The 21,640-nt window shown below is 42.6% G+C and carries 20 protein-coding genes; 7 read left to right on the top strand and 13 right to left on the bottom strand.

All coding sequences use genetic code 11. From position 1 onward, the window contains the following. Positions 1-11: 11 nt before the first annotated feature. Positions 12-272, bottom strand: a complete 261-nt coding sequence (locus AM592_RS00855; protein ID WP_053602034.1) for a YwqI/YxiC family protein — start codon at positions 270-272, stop codon at positions 12-14. Beyond that, the gene (locus AM592_RS00850) at positions 272-700 is read right to left on the bottom strand and encodes a YwqH-like family protein (RefSeq protein ID WP_053602033.1); all 429 of its coding nucleotides are present in this window, start codon (positions 698-700) and stop codon (positions 272-274) included. The genes AM592_RS00855 and AM592_RS00850 overlap by 1 nt, the downstream gene beginning before the upstream one ends. A gap of 347 nt (positions 701-1,047) precedes the next feature. Between AM592_RS00850 and AM592_RS00845 the strand changes: the two genes are divergently transcribed. From AM592_RS00845 to AM592_RS00820, 6 genes are all read left to right on the top strand, one after another. Then, positions 1,048-2,112, top strand: coding sequence for a DUF3900 domain-containing protein (locus AM592_RS00845; RefSeq protein ID WP_053602032.1), 1,065 nt, complete (start codon positions 1,048-1,050; stop codon positions 2,110-2,112). 262 nt (positions 2,113-2,374) lie between these two features. Then, positions 2,375-2,887: a DUF4178 domain-containing protein gene (locus tag AM592_RS00840; RefSeq protein ID WP_053602031.1), complete on the top strand. Its 513-nt coding sequence runs from the start codon at positions 2,375-2,377 to the stop codon at positions 2,885-2,887. A gap of 21 nt (positions 2,888-2,908) precedes the next feature. Continuing rightward, positions 2,909-3,574: a PspA/IM30 family protein gene (locus AM592_RS00835; protein WP_053602030.1), complete on the top strand. Its 666-nt coding sequence runs from the start codon at positions 2,909-2,911 to the stop codon at positions 3,572-3,574. A 102-nt stretch (positions 3,575-3,676) separates the two neighbouring features. Next, positions 3,677-4,270, top strand: coding sequence for a DUF4247 domain-containing protein (locus AM592_RS00830; protein WP_225970312.1), 594 nt, complete (start codon positions 3,677-3,679; stop codon positions 4,268-4,270). A gap of 24 nt (positions 4,271-4,294) precedes the next feature. Then, a complete protein-coding gene (locus AM592_RS00825; protein WP_053602029.1) occupies positions 4,295-4,690 on the top strand; it encodes a DUF350 domain-containing protein in 396 nt (131 codons plus the stop codon). A gap of 82 nt (positions 4,691-4,772) precedes the next feature. Next, the gene (locus AM592_RS00820) at positions 4,773-6,338 is read left to right on the top strand and encodes a polyamine aminopropyltransferase (RefSeq protein ID WP_053602028.1); all 1,566 of its coding nucleotides are present in this window, start codon (positions 4,773-4,775) and stop codon (positions 6,336-6,338) included. Between the two features lie 148 nt (positions 6,339-6,486). On the opposite strand, the gene AM592_RS00815 is transcribed toward AM592_RS00820, so the two are convergent. Continuing rightward, positions 6,487-7,035, bottom strand: coding sequence for a cation-translocating P-type ATPase (locus AM592_RS00815; protein ID WP_053602027.1), 549 nt, complete (start codon positions 7,033-7,035; stop codon positions 6,487-6,489). Between the two features lie 307 nt (positions 7,036-7,342). Between AM592_RS00815 and AM592_RS00810 the strand changes: the two genes are divergently transcribed. Continuing rightward, on the top strand, positions 7,343-7,666 hold the full coding sequence (locus tag AM592_RS00810; protein WP_053602026.1) for an RDD family protein: 324 nt from the start codon (positions 7,343-7,345) through the stop codon (positions 7,664-7,666). A 32-nt stretch (positions 7,667-7,698) separates the two neighbouring features. On the opposite strand, the gene AM592_RS00805 is transcribed toward AM592_RS00810, so the two are convergent. The 10 genes from AM592_RS00805 to AM592_RS00760 all read right to left on the bottom strand — a co-directional run bounded on the left by AM592_RS00805 (position 7,699) and on the right by AM592_RS00760 (position 21,425). Then, the gene (locus AM592_RS00805) at positions 7,699-9,273 is read right to left on the bottom strand and encodes a SagB family peptide dehydrogenase (protein WP_053602025.1); all 1,575 of its coding nucleotides are present in this window, start codon (positions 9,271-9,273) and stop codon (positions 7,699-7,701) included. 23 nt (positions 9,274-9,296) lie between these two features. Then, positions 9,297-11,240 carry a TOMM precursor leader peptide-binding protein gene (locus tag AM592_RS00800; RefSeq protein WP_053602024.1) on the bottom strand — a complete coding sequence of 648 codons (1,944 nt, stop codon included), beginning with the start codon at positions 11,238-11,240 and terminating at the stop codon, positions 9,297-9,299. Continuing rightward, positions 11,237-13,189 carry a putative thiazole-containing bacteriocin maturation protein gene (locus AM592_RS00795; RefSeq protein WP_053602023.1) on the bottom strand — a complete coding sequence of 651 codons (1,953 nt, stop codon included), beginning with the start codon at positions 13,187-13,189 and terminating at the stop codon, positions 11,237-11,239. The genes AM592_RS00800 and AM592_RS00795 overlap by 4 nt, the downstream gene beginning before the upstream one ends. A 181-nt stretch (positions 13,190-13,370) precedes the next feature. Beyond that, positions 13,371-13,679: a heterocycloanthracin/sonorensin family bacteriocin gene (locus AM592_RS00790; RefSeq protein ID WP_082363628.1), complete on the bottom strand. Its 309-nt coding sequence runs from the start codon at positions 13,677-13,679 to the stop codon at positions 13,371-13,373. 318 nt (positions 13,680-13,997) lie between these two features. Beyond that, positions 13,998-14,450, bottom strand: coding sequence for a Dps family protein (locus AM592_RS00785; protein ID WP_053602021.1), 453 nt, complete (start codon positions 14,448-14,450; stop codon positions 13,998-14,000). 15 nt (positions 14,451-14,465) lie between these two features. Further along, positions 14,466-15,410, bottom strand: coding sequence for a ferrochelatase (hemH, locus tag AM592_RS00780; protein WP_053602020.1), 945 nt, complete (start codon positions 15,408-15,410; stop codon positions 14,466-14,468). Between the two features lie 148 nt (positions 15,411-15,558). Then, the gene (gene cydC / locus AM592_RS00775) at positions 15,559-17,310 is read right to left on the bottom strand and encodes a thiol reductant ABC exporter subunit CydC (protein ID WP_225970311.1); all 1,752 of its coding nucleotides are present in this window, start codon (positions 17,308-17,310) and stop codon (positions 15,559-15,561) included. Continuing rightward, positions 17,307-19,022: a thiol reductant ABC exporter subunit CydD gene (gene cydD / locus AM592_RS00770; RefSeq protein WP_053602018.1), complete on the bottom strand. Its 1,716-nt coding sequence runs from the start codon at positions 19,020-19,022 to the stop codon at positions 17,307-17,309. Before cydD ends, cydC begins: the two co-directional genes overlap by 4 nt. Beyond that, complete coding sequence (gene cydB / locus AM592_RS00765; protein WP_053602017.1) at positions 19,022-20,038, bottom strand: cytochrome d ubiquinol oxidase subunit II; 1,017 nt, start codon at positions 20,036-20,038, stop codon at positions 19,022-19,024. Before cydB ends, cydD begins: the two co-directional genes overlap by 1 nt. Beyond that, on the bottom strand, positions 20,025-21,425 hold the full coding sequence (locus AM592_RS00760) for a cytochrome ubiquinol oxidase subunit I (RefSeq protein WP_053602016.1): 1,401 nt from the start codon (positions 21,423-21,425) through the stop codon (positions 20,025-20,027). Before AM592_RS00760 ends, cydB begins: the two co-directional genes overlap by 14 nt. Positions 21,426-21,640 lie beyond the last annotated feature (215 nt).

Raw genomic sequence — 21,640 nt, 5'->3', positions numbered from 1 at the left:
GTATATCGACTTTATTTGATCGCTTGATCCTGTTCTTTTAAGGTGTTTACATTATCTCTTGTATCTTCGAGGTTTTTTAATACGGCCTCCTTATATTGAGAAACCAACTCATGGATGTTTTTTTCTCTTTCCAGCCATTTTGCGGTAAAGTCTAGTTTGTTGTCACCAAGAGAACTGGCGGAAGGACTTCTTAATGAGAGTCCTTCAACCGCTTGATTAATTTCATTCAGCTTCGAAATGACTTCTTTATGCCTAAGTTGTATCGTTGTCATTAAAACAGCCACCTTTTCAAATCGTTAAATTTGTCCCCTGCTGCTTCCCATGCATCTTGTCCCGCGTCCGCTATTTCTACCGCTTCGCGCGCCAGGATGCCTGCAAAAGACAGTGTTTCCTTTTGCATGTTTAATTGTGCAATCTCCCAATCTATCCTATCTTTATAGCTTTCATATTCATGATTTAAGATGTTTTCAATCGTTTGATGGGCTTCATCACGGGAGTCGTTAAATTTGTTCGCCCGTGATCCTGTCCATGATTTTGCTAACTCGGGTTTTAATATTTTTCTGCATTCTCCCAAATAATCATTTTGCTGGTGTTCTATTTCCTTTTTGGCCTGATTCAATCGGTCTATCTTTTCCTCGACATCTGCAACTTCCCCCGATATGGCGCTGCGGATATGAACAAGACTATCCAAACTAAACAATTGCTTTCACCTCATTAGACAGATTCATCGTATGGAATCTTTTCCCACATCTATCTTTAGTGTAAGGAGAAAGCCACGCTACTTAAATAGGATTATCTTCCTCTTTTCTCTATTTAACAGGATAAAAGACCTATTAATGTGCCGAGAAGTACATTTATTTTTTATGGATTGTACGCTTTAGGACCACTTCGATGTAATTAGATCTTGGTTTTGTGCAATTAAACCCCGGATCCGTGCTATTGTAGGACGCTTCAGTGCATTTAAACTTCGTAACTAATAAAATTGACGGATAATAACTATTTTTTTATACTTGATGGATTGAAATCAGAAATAAGGTGAGTATTGACATGGATTTTCAGATCCGCTTTTTATCATTTTATGTTATACACATTGAAGGTAAGGACGAACAAGCAAACAAACGGTTCAAACACTTTCAAACGCTTGATTCCGATGAATTTGATAAAAGTGAATTAAAGGATTTTTTAGATGGAGAACTAAAGAAAATTGTGAAACGAAAGTCGGAACGCCATCCGAAATCGGAACAGGTGCCGACCAAAATTGGACACTTTGTCGTAGAGCCGGGGCATGAACTTGACTCCAATCCTAACTATAATTTATTTCACCGTACCCGCTTTGCCGATACGAAAGAGCAATTTAACGAAATGAGCGAGCAATTCGTTCGTACATACTTGGACACAAGCGCAGTCCGCGGAGGTGCCTTTCTTGTTGCATCCGCTGTGCCGCGAAAATATTACGATGATTCCTTTGTCTTCATTATGAAATGTGATTTCGAGCCGAAAGTGGCTTCCATTGCAGACGAGGCATCGTTAATTAAAAAGGTCGAGATGGCGATTACAACCAAGAATATGAAATCGATTCAATATCCGTATATGCCAGAAGAAGGCATGGTGGAAGAAGGAGAACTAAAAATCCACCAAGCGTCACATGCTCGCTACTTTGAAGACTTTTTAAAGTACGTGGAATACGGTGAGTCGATGCCGGAAATCATGAAATCGCAGGTTATGGATATGGTGCAGGAGCATGTGTACGAAACGTTCGAAGAAAACAGCGAAGAACTTCAGCAATTCGAGCAAGACATGGAAATATGGGAAGCCAGCCCTAAGCGGGAGATTCAAGAGAGACTAACGACTGCTCAGGTTGTGGAAGCGACGGCTCAGATTGTGGAGCATACGCCGGAAGCAGAAGTAAAAATGAAGCTGGGAGAAACAGAGATTAAAGGTTTGCTTGCGGATTTTGGGGAGAACATTCACCTTGCAAAAATAAACGGACGATACGTATTGCTGGTGGAAGCAGACGGAATCTCTTTTGAAAAAGGATTTTCTCCCATTGAGTTTCATCGACCCGAGGGGCTGCATGAGGTGATTGAGAGGATTAATAGGAAACATGTCTAAGTAAACATTATTAATGAATATTTAATATATTACTTTCACCCCAAAAAAGAGCAAGATATGCTCTTTTTTTGGGGTATTTTTTACTTTCGCAACACAAAACATTTCTACCACAAAAAATTCCCTCAACACCACTTAACATGGTACCATTTAATTAATTACTACCTGCTTTCTAAAATTCGAATAAAAATTTATGAAAAAAGAAAACTTTCTCCATTGCTGTCCGTATATAATGTAAAGGTAAAAATAAAGGACGTGAAACCTATTGAGCTTCTTTACAAAATTGTTTGGCAATAAAGAGAAAAAAACTCCCGTTGTGGAAGAACGTACGGTCATGAATCTGAGAACAGGTGATATTGTGACCTATGATCTTGAGGACTATGAGGTTGTCGGGAAGCTTTCGTACAATGATCATGGTTTTAAGTGGTATGCTTATCAGCTTCAGGGTGCGAGCCGCGTGATTTGGCTTAGTGTCGAGGTTGATGATGAGCTGGAGCTTGGTATATATGAAAAATCCAAGCTGAAACTCGAAGAGCCGATTCCGAAAAAGCTTGCGGTGGATGGGGTAGATTATTACTTGGATGAGTCCGGAACGGCGGTTGTCCGCGGGGAAGGACGAAGCCAAAATGTCGATGGAGTCCAATGCCAGTATTTTGATTTTTATGATGATGCGGAAGAAAAGTACCTATCCGTAGAGATTTGGGGCAGCGAAATTGAAGTCAGCACTGGATATGGAATTGAAGAATATGAAATAAAAATTATTGCAGGAAGCAATTAACTAAAATTGGAGGAATCAAAGATGTTTCAATTTTTCAAACGAGTAAAAACAGTAGTTGGTTCTGAATTAAATGCGATGCTTGACAAGGCAGAAGACCCGGTAAAAATGCTCGATCAGTTTATGCGGGAGATGCAAGCAGATATCCGTGATGCAGAAACAGCGGTAGCAAAGCAGATCACGAATGAAAAATTGCTGTTTAAGAAAGTGACAGATGCTGAACAGATGGTTTCAAAGCGTGAAGAGCAGGCTGTTAAAGCTCTTGAAGCTGGAAATGAAGACCTTGCACGCCGGGCGCTTGAAGATAAGAAAGTTCATGCTGAAACAGCGGCAACACTTCGCGAATCTTATGAACGAGCCAAAACGGATGCTGCCTCTCTTCGCTCAAAACTGGATGAAATGAAGAGTGAATTTAATGAAATGAAGTTGAAAAAGGATTCATTAAAAGCACGTGCAGAATCCGCAAAAACTCGGACAAAAATGAACAGGGCCATGTCCAACTACGGCGACAATGAATCGAAGGCCGGATTTGCACGGATGGAGGAAAAAGTCCTTCAATATGAGGCTGAAGCAGAAACAAGTGAAGAAAGGCGTTCTTCCAGCCGCAGCTTGGATGATGAATTAGATGCGTTAGACGATAATGGCGTCGAAGACGAATTAGCGGCACTCAAGAAAAAATTAGGAAAATAAGGTATACAAAAAGAAAGGATTTTGAAAAGATCCTTTCTTAAAGTCTGCCCTGCTTTTTTGCGGGACAGATTTTTGTATTGTTTAGGAAAGCGGGTGATGATCGTGAAGAGGGCGTTAGTGTCCGTTATCATTGCAGGTGTGCTCGTTTTTTTAGCCGCATGCGGGAACGGATCAGGTTCAACCTTCAGTGAAGATATTGAAGACTTTATCAGTGATAACTATCAGCTTTATGATACCGTTTCATCCACGGAAAACAGCGGTAATTTTTCAACAATCTATCTTGCGGATAATCAGGATATCTCTGCTGTCGCAAAAAAGCTTCAGAACCATTCAAAGCCGACAGAAATGAGTGAGTTAAAGGACGATAAACAAATTCTCGTCTATGACGATCAGTTTGTTACATTGACTAAATCAAAAGAAAATTCCGCTGATACGTTGGTGGAAGTAGCGGATGAGGATTTTGTCCGTCACAATTACCGGCCAAGCTTTTTTCAAGGTTATTTATTGGCATCTTTTATTAACAATCTGTTCGGAAACAATTGGAGCAGAGATCGAAATCAGGCGTGCCGTGTGAACCCGGATCATTGCTATGGAGGCTACAATTCTTCCGGAGGGTTTGCCGGAAAAAAAGGCACTCCTTCAGTACGTGGCGGTTCATCCTCGGTTCGCGGAGGCGGGCCCGGCACAGGCAAGTAAAACAAGAAAGGGGATTATTAAAATATGCAACCGTTTTTGCTGACTATCATGTACTTTGTAATTGCGATTATTATCGTTGTCGCAAGCCTTGCTATTTTTGAATTGCTGACAAGGAAATATAAGGATTGGGACGAAATCTTAAATGGAAATAAGGCCGTCGCGCTTTCCATCAGCGGCAAAATTGTAGGGATCTGCATCATTTTAGCGTTTGCGATTTACCACAGCCTCGCCCTGCATGAAACTCTGATATGGGGAGCTGTTGGTATTGTGCTGCAGCTTATCGCTTATGTCTTATTTGAATTGCTCACTCGAAAATTTTCTGTGGAAGAACAATTAAAGCAAGGAAATATAGCAGTCGGAATCATCAGCTTTGCTGTTTCGGTAGGCCTAGCCTTTGTCATCGGCGCATCTATTACATAATCGTGAAAAAGCAAGAGCTACCCGAGTAAGGAGTCGAATGAAATGAAAAAGCAAGAGCTACCCGAGTAAGGAGTCGAATGAAATGAAAAACCTGACAGACCTGGGCACGAAGCAAAGCAATACGATATATTGGGCTTCAGGGATTGTCTCCATTTGCGGAATTATTTTTGAAGTATTATTTGGAGCAGCAGGCTCTTACATTTTGGGAGATGGTGTTAAGCAGTATACGCTCACCATCTCGCTTTTTTTAACAGGAATGGGCATCGGCGCTTCCATAAGTGAACGAGTCTCGAAGCATTTAATTCTGTCCTTTGTGTGGATCGAATACGCCATTGGTCTTATCGGCGGCTTATCGACATTTTTGTTTTTTGGTGTAACCGCTTTTCTTCCGGACGGAACCGATGCCCTTTTTTTATATTTCATTACGTTATTGATTGGGGCACTGACTGGACTTGAATTGCCGATATTGATTCGAAAGGCAAACGCTATCGGTGTCACCTTGAAAAAAAGTACAGCTAGAGTACTTTTCTCCGATTATGCCGGAGGGTTGATTGGCGGTCTGTTGTTTGTTTTTTGGCTGCGTCCCGAATTTGGCTTGGTCAAATCGGCTTTTATCGTCGCGCTAATCAATGTAGGCGTGGCATTGTGGATTCTCTTTTATTTCAAAAAAGAAATCAGCCGCTTTCGCTGGCACGCAGCAGCAGGCATTGCCTTATTTATTACTTTATTGTCCGGCGTTTTTTGGGGAGATGAGACTGCCTTTACATTTGAGCAGCGTCTCTACCGTGACCCAATTATCCACCAGGAGCAATCTGAATATCAGCAAATCATCCTAACGAAAGAGGAAGGTGATGTGCGGCTCTTTCTCGACGGCCAGCTTCAATTTAGTTCAGCCGATGAATACCGCTATCACGAAACGCTTGTCCTCCCTGCTATGGGAAGTGTAAAAAATCCTAATCGTGTCTTAGTTCTTGGCGGTGGCGATGGTCTCGTATTAAGGGAGCTGTGGAAATATGATGAAGTGAAAAACGTTGATTTGGTTGATCTCGATCCGGCCATGGTCAAGCTGGCAAAAACAGATTATGATCTCGTCCGTTTAAATGAAAATTCATTTTCTGACCCGAGGGTAAATGTCCACCATCAGGATGCGTTTAAGTTTATGGAACAATCAGATCAATTGTATGATGTCATCCTTGTCGATTTACCCGATCCAAATAATGAATCCTTGAGCAAACTGTATACACTTGAATTTTATCAGCTGCTCCGGAATCATCTTCGACCAGGCGGTACGCTTATGCTTCAATCCACAAGCCCTACATTTGCTACGAAGGTTTATTGGACAATCGATTACACTATTGAACAAGCAGGGCTGCACACGAAAAACCTGCACTTGGATGTTCCGAGCTTTGGTGATTGGGGATTTGTCATGGCAAAAAGAGAAAACATGAAGAATACCATCAATAATGTGAAGCTTCCTAATAAGACCAAATTTTTAACTAAAGACGTCCTCCAAGGGATGACAACGTTCGGAAAAGATATCGACAAAGACATAATTGATAAAAACGGAAAACCTTTCAGCTACGAAGCAAATACATTGATGAATCCGATCATCATACCGATGTATGAAGAGGCTTGGAGGAATTACTAGGGGACATGGATCACTTCACGGATTGTGAAGTGATCTTTGTTGTTTTCAAGTAAGGATTTTCATTGTATATTCAATATGAATTGTGATGTTAAAAATATTATTTCATAGTCAGTTTTTCTTCAGATAATGGGAATAGCGTCTCTCGTGATTAAATATCTATCCTTTGCTTGTTTTCGTTCTTGTAAAACCCCGTAATAACAAAACATGTAATAAACGCAACTGAAGTAACGATTATGGAAAAAAGTAATCCTATCGCCCCCATAAACGTATCATCGCCTGGATAAGAAGGTTTCAGTGTCAATAACCAATATACGAATATGACAGTCAAAACAATATAAAAACTGCTCCCGATAAACCCCATCTTTAAACGATTTATTTTTGTCCCTTGCCATGCCTTGTAAATTAATATCCATAGAAAAATACTCACGATTGCAGCAAAAAGCATGATAAATAAATGAACATATGGAATTAAAAAATAAGTTAATACAAATACGTATAGTATAAGTCCAGTAGAAAAAAAGAGTACAGCATTCACAATGAACAGGAACATTCCTGCCAGCCAATGATTTTGAAACCATTTCGTATCTTTTAGCTTGTGCACCAGTTTATGATTACTGCCAACCTTTCCTGTTAGTGGTTTTATAAAAAATAAAGTAAGTATCACTCCAACAGTTCCAATTAATAGAATAAAGGTCACAATATCCTCTCCTTAATCCTGTTCTGATTTTCATTATATACATAGTAATTCTATGTAGTCAATTATCTTCCTTCATCGATTGAACAACACTTCTCTTCTCGCTTTTTTTAAGGCACAAACCTTGTTCTCTTTTTCAGAAATGTCGAATATAATGATTAAAAAACCGCTCGTGTTGATACAACCGAACAGACAATAAAATACAGTTACACGAAGTAAGAATCCACCTTTTCCTCATTAAGCTCAAAGTGTGGATTCTTTTTTGCAGCTCTTATTTAACTGAATCGAAAAAAGGAGGAAGTCCCAAAGAATGACTTACGCTCCCTTAAAAATCCGTATTTACGCTTTCTTATTTGATTATCTCATTATCGTTTTATACGGCATTTTCGTAGTCGGCACTATTTCTGTCATATTTCGCCCGTTTATTACTCCATTATTCTCGAATTCCCCAGCAGCAGCTGAACTAACAGGATTTTTCTTGGTAACGCTGCCTACTGCCTTATCCGATACTGCCGTTTACATGATTTTAATTGCCGTCTATCTCACAGCTTTCATCTACTTTATAAGCCCTCTTATGAATAAAAAGAGAAAAACGACTTATGATTGGATTGCTGGAACAAAAGTTGTTCGTTAACAGGAAGTTTTTTTCAATCTGTTGAATCCAGTCTAGCTTTGCAAGCTCCCCCTCAACCAAGGGCGAGATCGATAGAAACCGATCGGAATTTGAATTAAACTCGTTTTTCCTTGTGATTCCATTTTGTAAATCTCATCACATACGTTCGCATCAAATCCAAGAAGAGGATGCCCGCCCATTCCAATGGAAGACGAAGCTAGCAGCAAGCGTTGGACAAGCATTCCTGCTTCCATTTGTTGAATTCTATATCCTCTGTAACTAAGTTCTGAAATAAAGATATCCTTATCCCCAGCCACATGCAGGCAGAGAGGAACCTGGAACAAATTCACATTATACATTGACATTCCTGATTGTAACTGTAGCCGATGATCTCCGAGATGCACCTGACGTAATTCATGGGTATGACCATCATAATGATAAGCCCCGTCCGGAATGCCTTCAACATGATGCAAACAGCTGTACAGTGAGACACGTGGCTCAAAATTATGTGCACAGTCCAAATCATTTCGATACGAGAAGGAAGCCGTTGCCTCATGAAGCAATGTGGCCAGCTGTGTTGGAGTAACTTTTCCTAATACGAAATCGATGTCTGGTGAAAATCGCTTCCGGCAGGCAGCTGCCAGATCATATGATAACCGCTTCACGTCTGGTAAAGCTATCGTTTGAACTTCCCAATTCTCACTCTTAATCCCCTTGATTTGCTTGAACGATTGAGTTGATTCCAGCATCGAAGCTTCATTTACTTTGGTTATCATCGGATGCTCAATGACCTTCCGTGACCGAACGTAATGATTGTGCTGAATTGCTGGCAACTCACGGCATAATTCGGTTGAGGAGACACTACCGTCCACGTAACTCTCGCTTGTAAACGAGACTCCAGGTTCCGCCGATAACGGAATCACTGCATACACGCTCTCCTCTTTTTCAGATAACCCAAGCAGATGGTTGATGGCCCTATCAAGAAATTGGAAGCACACCCCTGTTTCAAAACCAAAACGTTTCGCTACTTCCAGTAATTGTCCGATCAGCACCCCAGCATCCAGTCCTTGCAGGCGGTAAGCAAAGTTATTGTATTTAAAGAAATTTTTCCAAAACATCGTCGACACAAAAACAGTACCAAAGCAATCGGATACGTCACAACGATTTCCGAGAGTACGGGCAATATACGAATCGAAGTTACCTTCTCGCAACATCACCAAACGATGGTGTGCTGCATCATAATGGTATACCCCTGCAGGTAGTTCATCCACCTTCACATACACGTACAACTCACTTGGATACAATCCTCCACCTGAGGGAGCAAAACGGCGATACGACTGCATAAGGTCCACTTCTTGTTCTTTGGATTCCGTTGAAAAGGCTGACTGGCTAATTTGAGTGAGACCGAATACATACCAAAAAAAATGACCGATTCTGCGAAGATCGAGCGTAGCAGGTGCTTCACATCCTTCGATTGTCAACGGTACTTCCATTGAGAGCGGAACGACAGGCAATCCTCGATATAGCTTATACGGAAGCGGTGCATCTTCCCAATCCACTTCCCAATCCGGAGGGCTTACCTTATCAATGTCAAAATGCAGATTGTGTAAATATTTCTCTAGACTCATCCTCCATGCCTCCTAGTCACTGCTTACGGAAACGGATGCGGATATGGATTAAGCTCTTCAATAGTCAGCGGTTGTTTTGCATATCCAAGCTCCCATGGTACTCTAAGCACCCTCTCCAGCCCAGTTACGCGGGTAAGATGATGTCCGAATGTCATCGGCAGCATCCCCGGAATCAGTACTTTCACGCAATGCAGTCCGTTTCGTATCGTTTCTGATGTCGTTTGATTCACAACAATGACATCGAGGTTCAATCGACGAAATTTTTGAAATACGTCTTGAAGATCAGCGGTCAGGTCTGTATGCTTCCCCTTCCAATTGAATTCCTCCTCAAACGTTCGCACAGGACGATTATCGTCCAGCAAAAACTGCAACCGCTCCTCTGCTTGCGGCAATCCGTACAGCATGCCATGATCATCCATCTTCCGCACTAGAGATGAATCTTGCAGCATGCTGACATACTCCTCCTGGTTTGACTCAAGTTTCTCGTCAAGCGTAAGCATCATGCCAGCCAATTCATGTATGGCACTTTTCACTGCACGTACTGGGTCTAAGTGAGCTCCGGCGGCACAAATAATATTCAATCCTTTTTCTTTCCTGTTTTTTGCCATCACCCAAACGCTTGGAATTCCGTTTTCCATCGTCGAGTTAAACAAATACAGATCATATCCCGCCACCGCCCGAACACGGTCGACCATCAAATGTAACTCTTCATCGTTTGCAGAATAAAGGTCAATACGCGGGAGCGGCAACTGGGCGTACCAGGTCAACAGGAATGAATCACGTTCCACAATTTCCAAGACACCGTGGAAAATAGCCTCCTCCAAACTTCCGCCTAGCGCACAACCGTTGGAAGTTTCATAGACAAAACCGTGTCCGCATCCCAAACTGTAATAGGCGAGCAGCTCTGGAACTAGAATTGGACGTTCTTGCAATAACGAATATCCCCACACCCAATTTATCGGACGATTAGGAGTGAACGGTTTGAACGGAAAATCATGCTGCGCATACTGCTCCTTTGTATGGATCCCTACTTTGACTGGGTTAAGAGCTTGATCTTTCAGGTTACTGAAACTATCATGGACAACTGTCCGTTTGCCGCGGGCCGCTAGACCGCAGGATCTCTCCAAACCTTCCAAAATGGCAGTCACTTCGCTTACAGCATACGTATGAGTTCTGCCCGCTACTCCTTCGTCACCATTAAACAAAGGCAGATTGACACTGACATCTGCAAATGGCGGGATGAGGTCATACATTTTATCATTCAAAAATCCCGTTCGGTGATCAAGATAGTCTTTAACAAGTACTTCTTTCAGGTCATCCATCGAGCGGCAGCGATAACTGTCTGTGCTGATTTTTAAACTTGGCTGCAGAGAAATGCGAGCCAAATCCGGTGAATCGTCGGGTAATCCGCCGCAAACTGTACACAACGGGTCGGGAATAAAGGAATGCCGTGAACTTTTCAGTGTTTTCATGTTAATTAAAAATACCTGTTCCTCCAAATTGGCCGAGATCCCTTGCAACACCTTATCTGCTTCAGATTCGAGTAAATAAGCCAACTGTAAAAGTCCCAAACGCGATCCCCAGACGTCACGCTCAACTCTATCTTGCTCCTCCAGCCTTTGCTGCAGCTCCCACATCTCTTTACGGTCGCGTCCTGCCATAAGGCGCCGCGTGTCCGCACATTGAGAGCACCCCTGCTTATCCTGTCGCACCAGCGGTCCAACGACACCTTCGCCAAAAGAAACGAAGCTTCGAAGCCAAGGAATTCCGGTTGGACGTATTACTTCTTCCGCCTTAAGATGAACGGAAGGAATCCAGGCATCGTGCACCACTAGAACCAAATTAGCCGCCTCGGGTATTCCTGCCTCGAAATCGGGCTGACGGACTACCTCGTATTTACTTGAAAGATCCTTACATACGCGATCCGCCAATACTCCTTCTCCAACAACAGCCACAATAGCACTCACCGGGATTCCTCCTCTCGTATCAACACTCCAAATACTTCTAGTTCCTCTTGCATAAATGGTTCAACGGCTAGATCAAAGATTAATAGGCGCTTTTGGTTCTGTTTTAAGACCTTCATGGCGGACTGTAAAACCTCAGCTTTTGTTATCTCTTCGCTTTCGTGAATGACAAGGCTTTGGGGTACCTTCTCACCAAGAAGGACAGGTGAAACCTCCAACGGCTCCCACGTAGTGTGTTCTGTTTTGTTTTGTGCATTCAATAGCGCTTGTTGTAACGATTTCTGCAACGCCATAGTTATATTCAAACCGATATTTGCATACCAGCTGTTGTTCGTACCGACCCATACCACAGGAAAACCAAACACTTTCTCTCCTAAAGCAATGATCGGTTCACCCTGCATCGTGGTCAGTGCCTGCAAATAAAAGCGGCATCGTTCATCTTCAACAGCAGTTAACCGCACCTGCAAGACATCGGTTTCCCGACCGGCTTGCACCTTACTCAGTTTCTCGGCCAAACACTTTTCCAGCCCTCGGCAAACACCTTCTGAAAACGTTTCTCCTGCTCCGACACCTATAAATTCTCGTTGACCTGCCATGCTTCCCATTACATCCTGATGTGGCGGTAAAGTCGGAATGAGCAAACCGGCCATTCGCGACACATACGATTCAATTCCTGCTAAACCCGCTTCTCTCCTTGCCTTCTCATGTGTCAGATCTGAACAGACTATATTTGGCAGCAGCTCAGCTGGTCCCTCCGACATTGGGTCTACCGCCTGAACTTGGCATTGGGCTAACGGCAGCTGAATTATATCCCCCTCCTCCCAAATATGAAAAATCCCTGATTCGGCAGATGTCAACTGACTAAAGTAAAGAAACAGTCTGCTTGGCTCACCTTTACTCGAGGTCTGTTCGAGCCGCCGATCAAAATCTTGAACCCATTGGGCTGCCGCATGTCCAGTTACCAGTGGATGAGGTGAAAATGAATGCCAGTTTCCTTCCAATGTATCCAGATCAAGCAGGAAAAATTGATTCCTCTGTTCCGAGTCTTCCACTTCGGTATGCTTTTTAAATAGTTCAAAGACGATGACATTGGCCAGCATCGCACTCGCTGTATTAGAATACTGCTGGTTTTTGGCCATCACCGATTTGTGCAGGCGTCTCCACGCAGACTCCCAGCAACCCTCTGAATCAGGATGGACAAGCGGCCCTGCCATACCTGCCTGCTGAAAACATACGGCGGGGAGAAACAGCTTCTTCTCTTTTCGGCAATACGAATGAATACCCCGCAGCTCCTCTATATCACCCTCCTGTGATACATACAAAATCGAATGAAACGGCTGTAAAATTTCTGCCCAAGAACTCTCCCTCTCCTTATGCAGTGTAACTTCCTCTATGGATGCCCCGGGGTCTGTTTGACGTGCATGTTCCGTAAGTTCCGTTATCCGGTCTCTATTAGTTGGTATCGAGTCTGTGATCAATACATGAAACTTAGACAATCCGGATTCAAGTAACGCAGAAACCAAAGAAATAAAAAAAGAACCGGAACCAACTGCCAGCACTTTTGCTTGTCGATAGGCTTGAAAACGGTACGCACCCGAATCGCCAAAGCTGTTCAAAAATTCAATTTGAGATGCATGCTTTTTTAATTCCTCTTCTGTCAATTGATGAGGGCGGTCTTTACTTACATCTCGAACATATCCGTTTCGATACAGCACTTCCGCTATTTCGTACACCCGATCCCGGTATAGTCCCGGCAATCCGTCTGTTAAATCCCCCAGCGTATACTCTCCGTTAAACATAGGTATCAGCTTTTCTACCCACTGATCAATCATGCTTCCTTCCATACGGAAAGAACTGACGTTGTTCCGAAAATACACACCGCTTTTTGGATCAGGGAGAAAAAAAGTATCTCTTCTTACTTTCAGACGCATAGATGGGGTTAAAATTGTCATTTCGCTCCTCCTTAACCGTAAGCTGTACTCATATCTGCATCATTACTTTCAATTTCATCCTATGTAAAGCAATTTGTCTCTTATGTCTATTCCTCAAGAGAAAAGCCCCTGCAACAAATTCTGCAAGGGGCAGGTACTTCTCCTAAGACAACCTATACTTTCGTAAGAAAAATAGAATGTATTAACCTCCGCAGCGGCCACCGCCGCCACAATTGCCTCCGCATCGTCCCCCGCAATTGCCTCCACAATTACCTCCGCAGCGGCCTCCGCATCTAAAGCAGTTAAAACATCGGAAGCAATTAAAACAGTTAAAGCAAACAAAGCAGCTAAAGCAACTAAAACAACTGAAGCATCTAAAGCAGCTGGCACCGCCGAATTGTCGAGCCTGATCAATGTAATACTGGTTTTGATCCCAAGGAACTGCCTCATTTGCTTGAAATTCTCCAACATTTAACGATTGAAGTTCATTTTGAAAATTGTTCACTTTCATAACCTCCATAATAAAATTTGGCAAAATGATGCGCACATCAAAAAGGGGAAATCATAAACAGGGAGATCAATTAACACTTTAGGATACTTACCCAAACAAAATATGAAATACAGTTGGGTATTGTTACTGATTCAAACACCTAATTTATCTTTAAAAAGTTTTAAAGGGTTAAGACTACCAGCCTCTATGTGAAGCTTCCAATCAGATAGAGTAGAGTCTCCATAGGTATACAATCGTCGTTTTTTTCATAAAAAAAGAGGACTTCTCGTTTTTTAGTCCATACGAGAAGTCCTCTTACTTTTTCTATTACTATACTAATTATCCAAGATACGCTTTTAGCATCCAAATATGTTTATCTATATTTGCTTTTAATCCGATAAACAAATCCTCTGTAACATCGTCGCCTTCATCACCGGCGACGGTAATCGCTTGGATCAGTTCATTACGGATGGCTTCATAGTTCTCTACTAATTCTTGTACAAATTCACCGCTTTGCCGATCTACGTTTGTTGACTCGACTAAGCTTGTATTTGCAAGATATTCACTTAGTGTTGAGAACGGTTTGCCGCCGATAGACAGAAGCCGTTCAGCTAATTCGTCAAAAGCTTCGGCTGCTTCATTGTAAAGCTCTTCAAATTTCTCATGTAATGTGAAAAAATGCGGTCCTTTGACATACCAGTGAAATTGATGCAATTTTGTATATAACACATTGTAGTTAGCGATTTGATGATTTAGGATTTCTTTAACACTTAAAGTAACAGTAGTTTCCATGAAAATCTCTCCCTTTTATAAAGTAATTAGCTCTAGATTTTTTATTTCTTTTGAGACAGCATTCACAAGACCTTCGATGAATACGGGATCTGCATTTGGCATCTTAGGCCGGTAATAGTGAACATCCAGCTCGTCTGTGACTGCTTTGCATTCAATATCGTTATCATATAAAACTTCAAGGTGCTCGGCTACAAATCCGACTGGACAATAGATGAAAGACTCGTATCCCTTTTCTTCATACAGGGTTCTCGTCAAATCCTGTACATCCGGGCCTATCCAAGGCTCCCCTGTTTGTCCGGCGCTTTGCCAGCCGATCGCGTAATTTTTCACATTCGCCAAATACGAAATCCTCTTCGCTGTTTCTTTCAGCTGATCTGGGTACGGGTCACCATTTTGCAATATTTTTTCTGGTAAACTGTGGGCAGAAAAAATAACGACCGATTTTGTTTCGTCTTTAATAGACGACATCGTCTCTTTAATTTTCTCTGCCCAATACGAAATAAATTTAGGTTCGTCATACCATGAATCAATCGTATGGATTTCTGGTCCGTTAATTTTTTCAGACATGCTTTTTGCCCGTTCATTATATGCTTTGACACTAAAAATCGAATAGTGTGGTGCAAGAATAATGCTAATCGCTTTTTCGATCCCGTCATTTTTCATTTGTTGAACAGCATCCTCAATGAAAGGAGCTGTATGTTTAAGTCCTAAGTACAAAACAAATTGAGTATCAGGGAACGTTTGATTTAGCCGGGATTCCAATTGTTCCCCTTGCTCTTTCGTAATTTTTGCAAGTGGGCTAATTCCGCCAATTGCTTTGTATCGATCCTTCAGGTCTTCCAGTAATTCATCTGAAGGCTTTCTGCCATGACGTATGTGCGTGTAGTAGGATTCCACCTGATCGAGGCTTTCAGGTGTGCCATAAGCCATCACGAGCAGCCCGATTTTCTTGCTTCCCATGTCATTCACTCCAATTTCGCAGCATTTGTTTAGTTATTAAAAATTATATTTTTTAATCATAATTATTAGTTTATAATTATTATAATTTAATATTTTCGATGTGTCAATCAGAAATCCCCAGATTAGCAGATGCCGCTATCCTGGGGACTTATTTTACCTCTTCTAAATGCATCGGGTGATCTAGCTCATACAACTTTCGGTAATGCTCGGATTCGTGCAAGAGCTCTTGATGCGATCCACGCATTTTTATCCTTCCTTCTTCGAAAAACACGATTTCATCCATGTTCTCCATACCGACTAAATGGTGTGTAACCCAAATCAATGTTTTGCCTTCAAGCGTCCGAAAAATGGTAGACAATAGATCATGCTCAGTTATCGGATCAAGCCCTACCGTCGGCTCATCCAGCATGACAACTGGTGTGTCCTGAAGCAAAACGCGGGCCAGAGCAATCCGCTGCCGCTCTCCACCTGAAAATCGTTGACCCGTTTCGTGCACGGAGGTATTGTAGCCGTCAGGCAAGGAACGAATGTAATCATGGAGCTTGACCTTTTTCATGACTTCGATGATTTCTTCTTCTGACGCATGTTCGTTCGCCAGCAATAAATTATTGGCTACACTCGTGTAAAAAAGGTACGGATTTTGATTCAGCACTGAAATGAGCTTCGGCGTATCATTTGTAATCGCAGAGGCTTCAAACCCGTTAATCGATACTGTGCCATTTGTTGGACTTAGCACCCCCTGCAAAAGTTTAAGCAGCGTTGATTTTCCGGCACCGCTTTTTCCGATGATCGCGATTTTCTTTCCCTGTTTTGCGGAAAACGTAACATCTTTTAAAGCTTCCATCGTATCGCCTTCGTAACTGAAATGCAGCCCGTTCATGTTAATCGTGATATCAGATAAAGATGCAGTGTATGCTTCTTGTTTATTCACACCAGAAACTGATTCTGCACATTCGTTTTCAAGCTGTGTGACCCGATTTAAGGATTCCTCGTACCGCGGATATTTTTCTACCGCATTTGAAACAGGCAGCAAGGCTTCTGACAAAGGAAATACGACAAGCACGAAGGCTGCAATAAATACGCCCGCCAATTGATCGTTCGAAACCAATGATGCTGCAAAACAAATCATGCTTACGATCATAGCCGCAATCACTAGCTGGCCAACAAATTCACGGTAGTACGTCCAAGTTTTCGTACGCCTACCCATTTGGTCAAGCCTCTGTTCCATTTGATAATATCGGTCAAAAAAATTCTTTTTCTGTCCGCTCATCAGCCAGTCGCTAATCCCAAGAAAGCCGTCTGTGACATACTGGTACACATCGTTCTTTTGTTTTTTGTAGGCTTGATGTACAGCTTTCATATGGAACAAAGAAAATAACGGCATAGCAACGACTAACAGAAACAGATACATGGCCATCAAGAGAGCGAACGGAATGCTGAAGAAGCCGAGCCCGATCACCGTGAGAATATAGAGCAATAAGGTTGAAGCAGTCGGAAGCACCGTTCGTAAAAACAAATCCTGCAATCCTTCAATGTCTTCAGCTAAAACGCCGAGTATTTCTCCCGTTTTATAGCGCAGGCTTGCCCCCACTTTTGGTTCCACCAGGTGATAAAGACGAGTTCTCATTTTCGCAAGCACACGGAGAATAAAATCATGGCTAACCAACCGCTCCGAGTAGCGAAAGACGGACCGTCCCAAACCAAATGCACGAACGAGGACAATTGGTACGTAAACTAGCAAAATAGTCTCCGGCTGTAAGGAGGCTTTAGAAATCAAATATCCAGATGTAAACATTAATGCACCGGCAGATCCCACCGTCAACATACTAAGCAGCAAGATGGACAGCATGCGGTATTTATATTGTTTCACGTATGGCACGATCCAGTCTCGCTGTCTCATGATGCATCCCCCATTTGCACTCTCAGCAAGCGATAGTAAGCTCCTTGTCGATGAAGCAGTTCGTAATGTGTTCCTGTTTCCACAATTCTTCCCTTATCCATGACAACAATCACGTCCATGTCCTTCATCCAATGCAAGCGGTGAGAAGCGAAGAACATCAATTTATTTTCCGCTAAACGCAGCAGCACATCTTTTAATTCATATTCTGTTTCAATGTCGAGCTGGGCAGTCGGTTCATCAAGCAGCAATAACGGACGATTGCTCAGAAATGCCCGTGCCAGCGCAACACGCTGAGCCTGGCCACCGCTCAAGACTCTACCTCCATCACCGATGAGTTCATCTTCTTTGTTCGGAAATTTATTGACAATTCCTGTTAATCCAGCTAGTTCAATTGCACTTAAGACTTGTTCATCAGTCGCGTTCGGACAGTAAAACCGAATGTTTTCTTTAATCGTCCCTTGAAAAATAAACGGATGCTGCGGGATATATGCCGTTTGCTGCTGCCAATCCTGACAAGCAAGCTTCACCTCTTTTTCATTCACACATATCTGTCCTTTATTAGCTGAAAGAAACCCGCTAAGAACATCGACAAATGTCGATTTCCCGGCACCGCTCGCTCCGACAATCCCAACCTTTTTGTTTCCTTTTATCGCCAAAGAAATATCTTTTAAAGCAGGTTCATCATGACCTTCATGACAAACTGCCACACATTTTAATTCCAAAGAGCTATCCGCCTTCCATTCCGGCGCCGCCCCAGCTCGTGATACAGTTTCTGCTTGTTTGATCACTTTTAAAATCGCGTCTCCTGCTTCCTTCCCATCCAGCGTAGCGTGATAGTCGTTTCCCACCTCGCGAATCGGCAGAAAATACTCCGGCGCTAATAAAAGCACAAGCAAAGCAGGTTCTAACAATAAAGTTCCATCAACGAGGCGCAACCCTAGTGTTACTGCTACAATCGCAACGGACAGCATCGTAAAAAAATCTAAAGCAAAAGTCGAAAGAAACGCAATTCGCAGCGTTCCCATCGTCGATTTACGGTATCTGCCGCTCACTTTTTCGATCGTCTCCGCATGTCCGCGGCTTCTGCCGAGAAATTTCAAGGTTTCTAATCCGCGTAAGGAATCGACAAAATGATTGGATAGCACCCGGTATGAATCCCACCTATCGTCAATTTTCTTTTTCGCGGCCAAGCCCAGCAAGATCATAAAAATAATAAGAATCGGCATTGTAACAAGTAAAATAAGACCAGATAACGAATCATTCATCCAAACGTAAGCAAGAAGAATCCAAGGCGTAATACCGATCGCTGCCATTTTCGGAATGAAGAGCTCTAGATAATTTCGCAGCTTGGATAATCCTTCGATTAAAAAGGTCACTAAATTTCCCGTGCCTTCTTTTTTGGTAAACCTTGGGCCGAGAGCAAAAATGCTTTCCAGCAAATCCGTCCGCAGTTGCTCCACAGTCCTTTCTCCAAATCTGAGACACACCTTCTTTACAGCGAATGCAAAAAACTGCCTGGCAAGAAAGGCGACTATAAAGCCGCAGATTGAAGGTACCTTTGATCCTAATGATTCTCCGTGAAACAATGAGGTAATGACATCAGACAGCCATTTCGCTTGAAGGATAATGGCCGCGGTTTGAAGCAAAATGAGTCCTGACACAACGGCAAGGACAATCTTTATTCCTTGGTAGGCCATTAAATTTCTTCCCATCAGTACTCCATATGCTCCCTATGATCAACGCGTTTACGAAATACATAGTAGCTCCATATTTGATATCCCAGAACAAACGGCAATAAACCGAGGCCTAAATAGGTCATTACCTGTAAAGAGTATGGTCCTGAAGCGGCATTCTGAATCGTTAAATGATACGTATCACTGATAGTGCTGATCATCACCCTCGGGAATAGTCCAATGAACACTGAGCTCGTAAGCAGGATTAAAATCATTCCGGACATGAAAAATGCCCAGCCGTCTCTTTTTATCGTTATGAACCATCCGGAAAGCAAATAGACGAGGATTCCCAGTACAAACAAGTATTCTAATATCATTCCGTGTGCATCAAACACGTCAGTTGTAAAGAAAGTCGCAGCCAAAAAGACAACCAGCAAAAGCGCGTTGATCGGCAGCAACCTCTTTGCCGCTTTTCGGCAGCGAGTACGAAGCAAATCAACCGTACGAAGTGTGGCAAAGAGCAGACCATGCCATAAGCAAAGCATCGTTAAGGTAATGCCGCCAAGAACAGTATAGACATTTACGATGTCAGTTAGCCCCGCGTGAATTTGCATATTTTTATCAATCGGAACCCCTCTGACCAGCGCTGAGAACACGATTCCGAAAACAAGCGGAGGGATCAGACTTCCGAAGAAAATAATCCAATCCCATACACTTCTCCACACCGGATTCTCCGCTTTTCCTCTAAATTCAAATGCTACACCTCTGCCAATCAAGGCTAGCAGTAAAATGACGAAAGGAAGATAAAATCCGCTTAATAGTGTAGCGTACCAGTTCGGAAACGCGGCGAACATCGCTCCTACCGCGGTAATCAGCCACACTTCATTCGCATCCCAAAACGGACCGATAGTATTGATGAATACTCTACGTTCCGCATCGCTTTTCGCTACAATTTTCCCCGACATACCAACTCCAAAGTCAAAACCTTCGAGAAAAATAAAGCCGACAAACATAAAGGAAACAATGATGAACCAAAACTCATTAAGAGAAAGCATGTTGACCCTCCTTCGTAAATGGATCTTTATTCTCTTCTTTTTCCTCCGCTTCATGATACGGTCCTTTTTTAATTTCACGAACAAACAAAGTGACCATGACACCTAAAAGAATCAAATAGAACGCGGAGAATGTGATCAGTGAAAACAAAACCTGTCCGGCGGTTACATTTGCAGAAACGGCATCCTCCGTTTGCATATAACCAAAGACGACCCAAGGCTGACGGCCGATTTCTGTCATAATCCAGCCTGCCGAATTTCCGATAAACGGAAAGGAGATTGCCGCGATCATAATTCGCAAAAACCACTTGCTCGTTTCTAATTTTTTGCGAACCATTAAGTAAGCGCCGCAAATACTTAAGAAAGCAAGTACTCCTCCAAGACCTGCCATGATCCGAAAACTCCAGAACACCGTTTTGACAGGCGGGATATAATCCCCGTTGCCATACATTTTTACATACCTCTCTTGCAGCTCGTTCATCCCTGTCACCGATCCGGAAAAGTCTCCGTAAGAAAGGTAGCTCAACAAATACGGAATTTTAAATTCTGCAGTATTTTCTTTTTTATCGACATTGATGTTTGCTGTAACCGTCCAAGCACCCGGATCTTCGCTGTTTTCCCACAGGCCTTCACTGGCAGCCATTTTCATCGGCTGGGTTTCGACTAAATACTGCGCCTGTTCGTGTCCCGAAAGCGCTACGCCTAAAGCCGAGATCAAACCGACTGTAATGGCAATTTGAAACGACTTTTTATAAAATTCGATATGTTTTTTTCTAAGAAGCATGATCGCACTTACGCCGGTAATAAAGAACGCTCCTGTCACAAAAGAGCCGAATACTGTATGAGGGAACTCCACCCATAGCTGGCCGTTTGTCAAAATCGCAAAGAAATCATTCATTTCCAAGCGCCCGTTTTGAAGCACCATACCAACAGGATGCTGCATAAACGAGTTGGCGGCCAAAATGAAGAATGCAGAGAAAATCGTTCCTAAAGAGACGAGCCAAATGCATAAACAATGCACCCACTTCGGCAGCCGGTCCCAGCCGAAAATCCACAATCCTAAAAACGTGGACTCCATAAAGAAAGCAAGCAATGCCTCAATCGCAAGCGGAGCGCCAAACACATCTCCTACGAACCGGGAATACTCTGACCAGTTCATTCCAAATTGAAACTCCTGCAGAATCCCTGTGACGACACCGACAGCAAAGTTAATTAAAAACAAATGCCCCCAAAACTTTGCCTGTCTCTTATATTGTTCATCCCTTTTCACAACGTACATCGTTTCCATTATTGAGATGATAAACGCAAGCCCTATTGAAAGCGGCACAAATAGAAAGTGAAAAAGTGTGGTAGACGCGAATTGAATACGAGAAAGCTCGATTACATCCATTTTTACAGCCTTCTTTCTACAGATTAATATATAATGAAAAAGTTTGCTCAGTATTGAACAAACTTTTGATTTTGTCTTTATTATATACGACTTTTTTCCTGTTTCAATTGCTCAGTATTGAACATTCTATGACGTAAGTTTGGCGAAATTGTTAACGGATGATTTAGATTGTGACATTTTTAATCTATCAGATATACGAAATAGGTATGATTAGT

The organism is Bacillus gobiensis, assembly GCF_001278705.1.
GTDB lineage: Bacteria > Bacillota > Bacilli > Bacillales > Bacillaceae > Bacillus > Bacillus gobiensis.
This window is presented reverse-complemented; position numbering and strand designations above follow the sequence as displayed.

Coding starts and splice junctions, on each gene's coding strand:
- AM592_RS00855 (WP_053602034.1), bottom strand. CDS start 272: ATGACAACGATACAACTTAGGCATAAAGAAGTCATTTCGAAGCTGAAT.
- AM592_RS00845 (WP_053602032.1), top strand. CDS start 1,048: ATGGATTTTCAGATCCGCTTTTTATCATTTTATGTTATACACATTGAA.
- AM592_RS00835 (WP_053602030.1), top strand. CDS start 2,909: ATGTTTCAATTTTTCAAACGAGTAAAAACAGTAGTTGGTTCTGAATTA.
- AM592_RS00825 (WP_053602029.1), top strand. CDS start 4,295: ATGCAACCGTTTTTGCTGACTATCATGTACTTTGTAATTGCGATTATT.
- AM592_RS00820 (WP_053602028.1), top strand. CDS start 4,773: ATGAAAAACCTGACAGACCTGGGCACGAAGCAAAGCAATACGATATAT.
- AM592_RS00810 (WP_053602026.1), top strand. CDS start 7,343: ATGACTTACGCTCCCTTAAAAATCCGTATTTACGCTTTCTTATTTGAT.
- AM592_RS00805 (WP_053602025.1), bottom strand. CDS start 9,273: ATGAGTCTAGAGAAATATTTACACAATCTGCATTTTGACATTGATAAG.
- AM592_RS00795 (WP_053602023.1), bottom strand. CDS start 13,189: ATGACAATTTTAACCCCATCTATGCGTCTGAAAGTAAGAAGAGATACT.
- AM592_RS00790 (WP_082363628.1), bottom strand. CDS start 13,679: ATGAAAGTGAACAATTTTCAAAATGAACTTCAATCGTTAAATGTTGGA.
- AM592_RS00785 (WP_053602021.1), bottom strand. CDS start 14,450: ATGGAAACTACTGTTACTTTAAGTGTTAAAGAAATCCTAAATCATCAA.
- hemH (WP_053602020.1), bottom strand. CDS start 15,410: ATGGGAAGCAAGAAAATCGGGCTGCTCGTGATGGCTTATGGCACACCT.
- cydC (WP_225970311.1), bottom strand. CDS start 17,310: ATGAGACAGCGAGACTGGATCGTGCCATACGTGAAACAATATAAATAC.
- cydD (WP_053602018.1), bottom strand. CDS start 19,022: ATGGGAAGAAATTTAATGGCCTACCAAGGAATAAAGATTGTCCTTGCC.
- cydB (WP_053602017.1), bottom strand. CDS start 20,038: ATGCTTTCTCTTAATGAGTTTTGGTTCATCATTGTTTCCTTTATGTTT.
- AM592_RS00760 (WP_053602016.1), bottom strand. CDS start 21,425: ATGGATGTAATCGAGCTTTCTCGTATTCAATTCGCGTCTACCACACTT.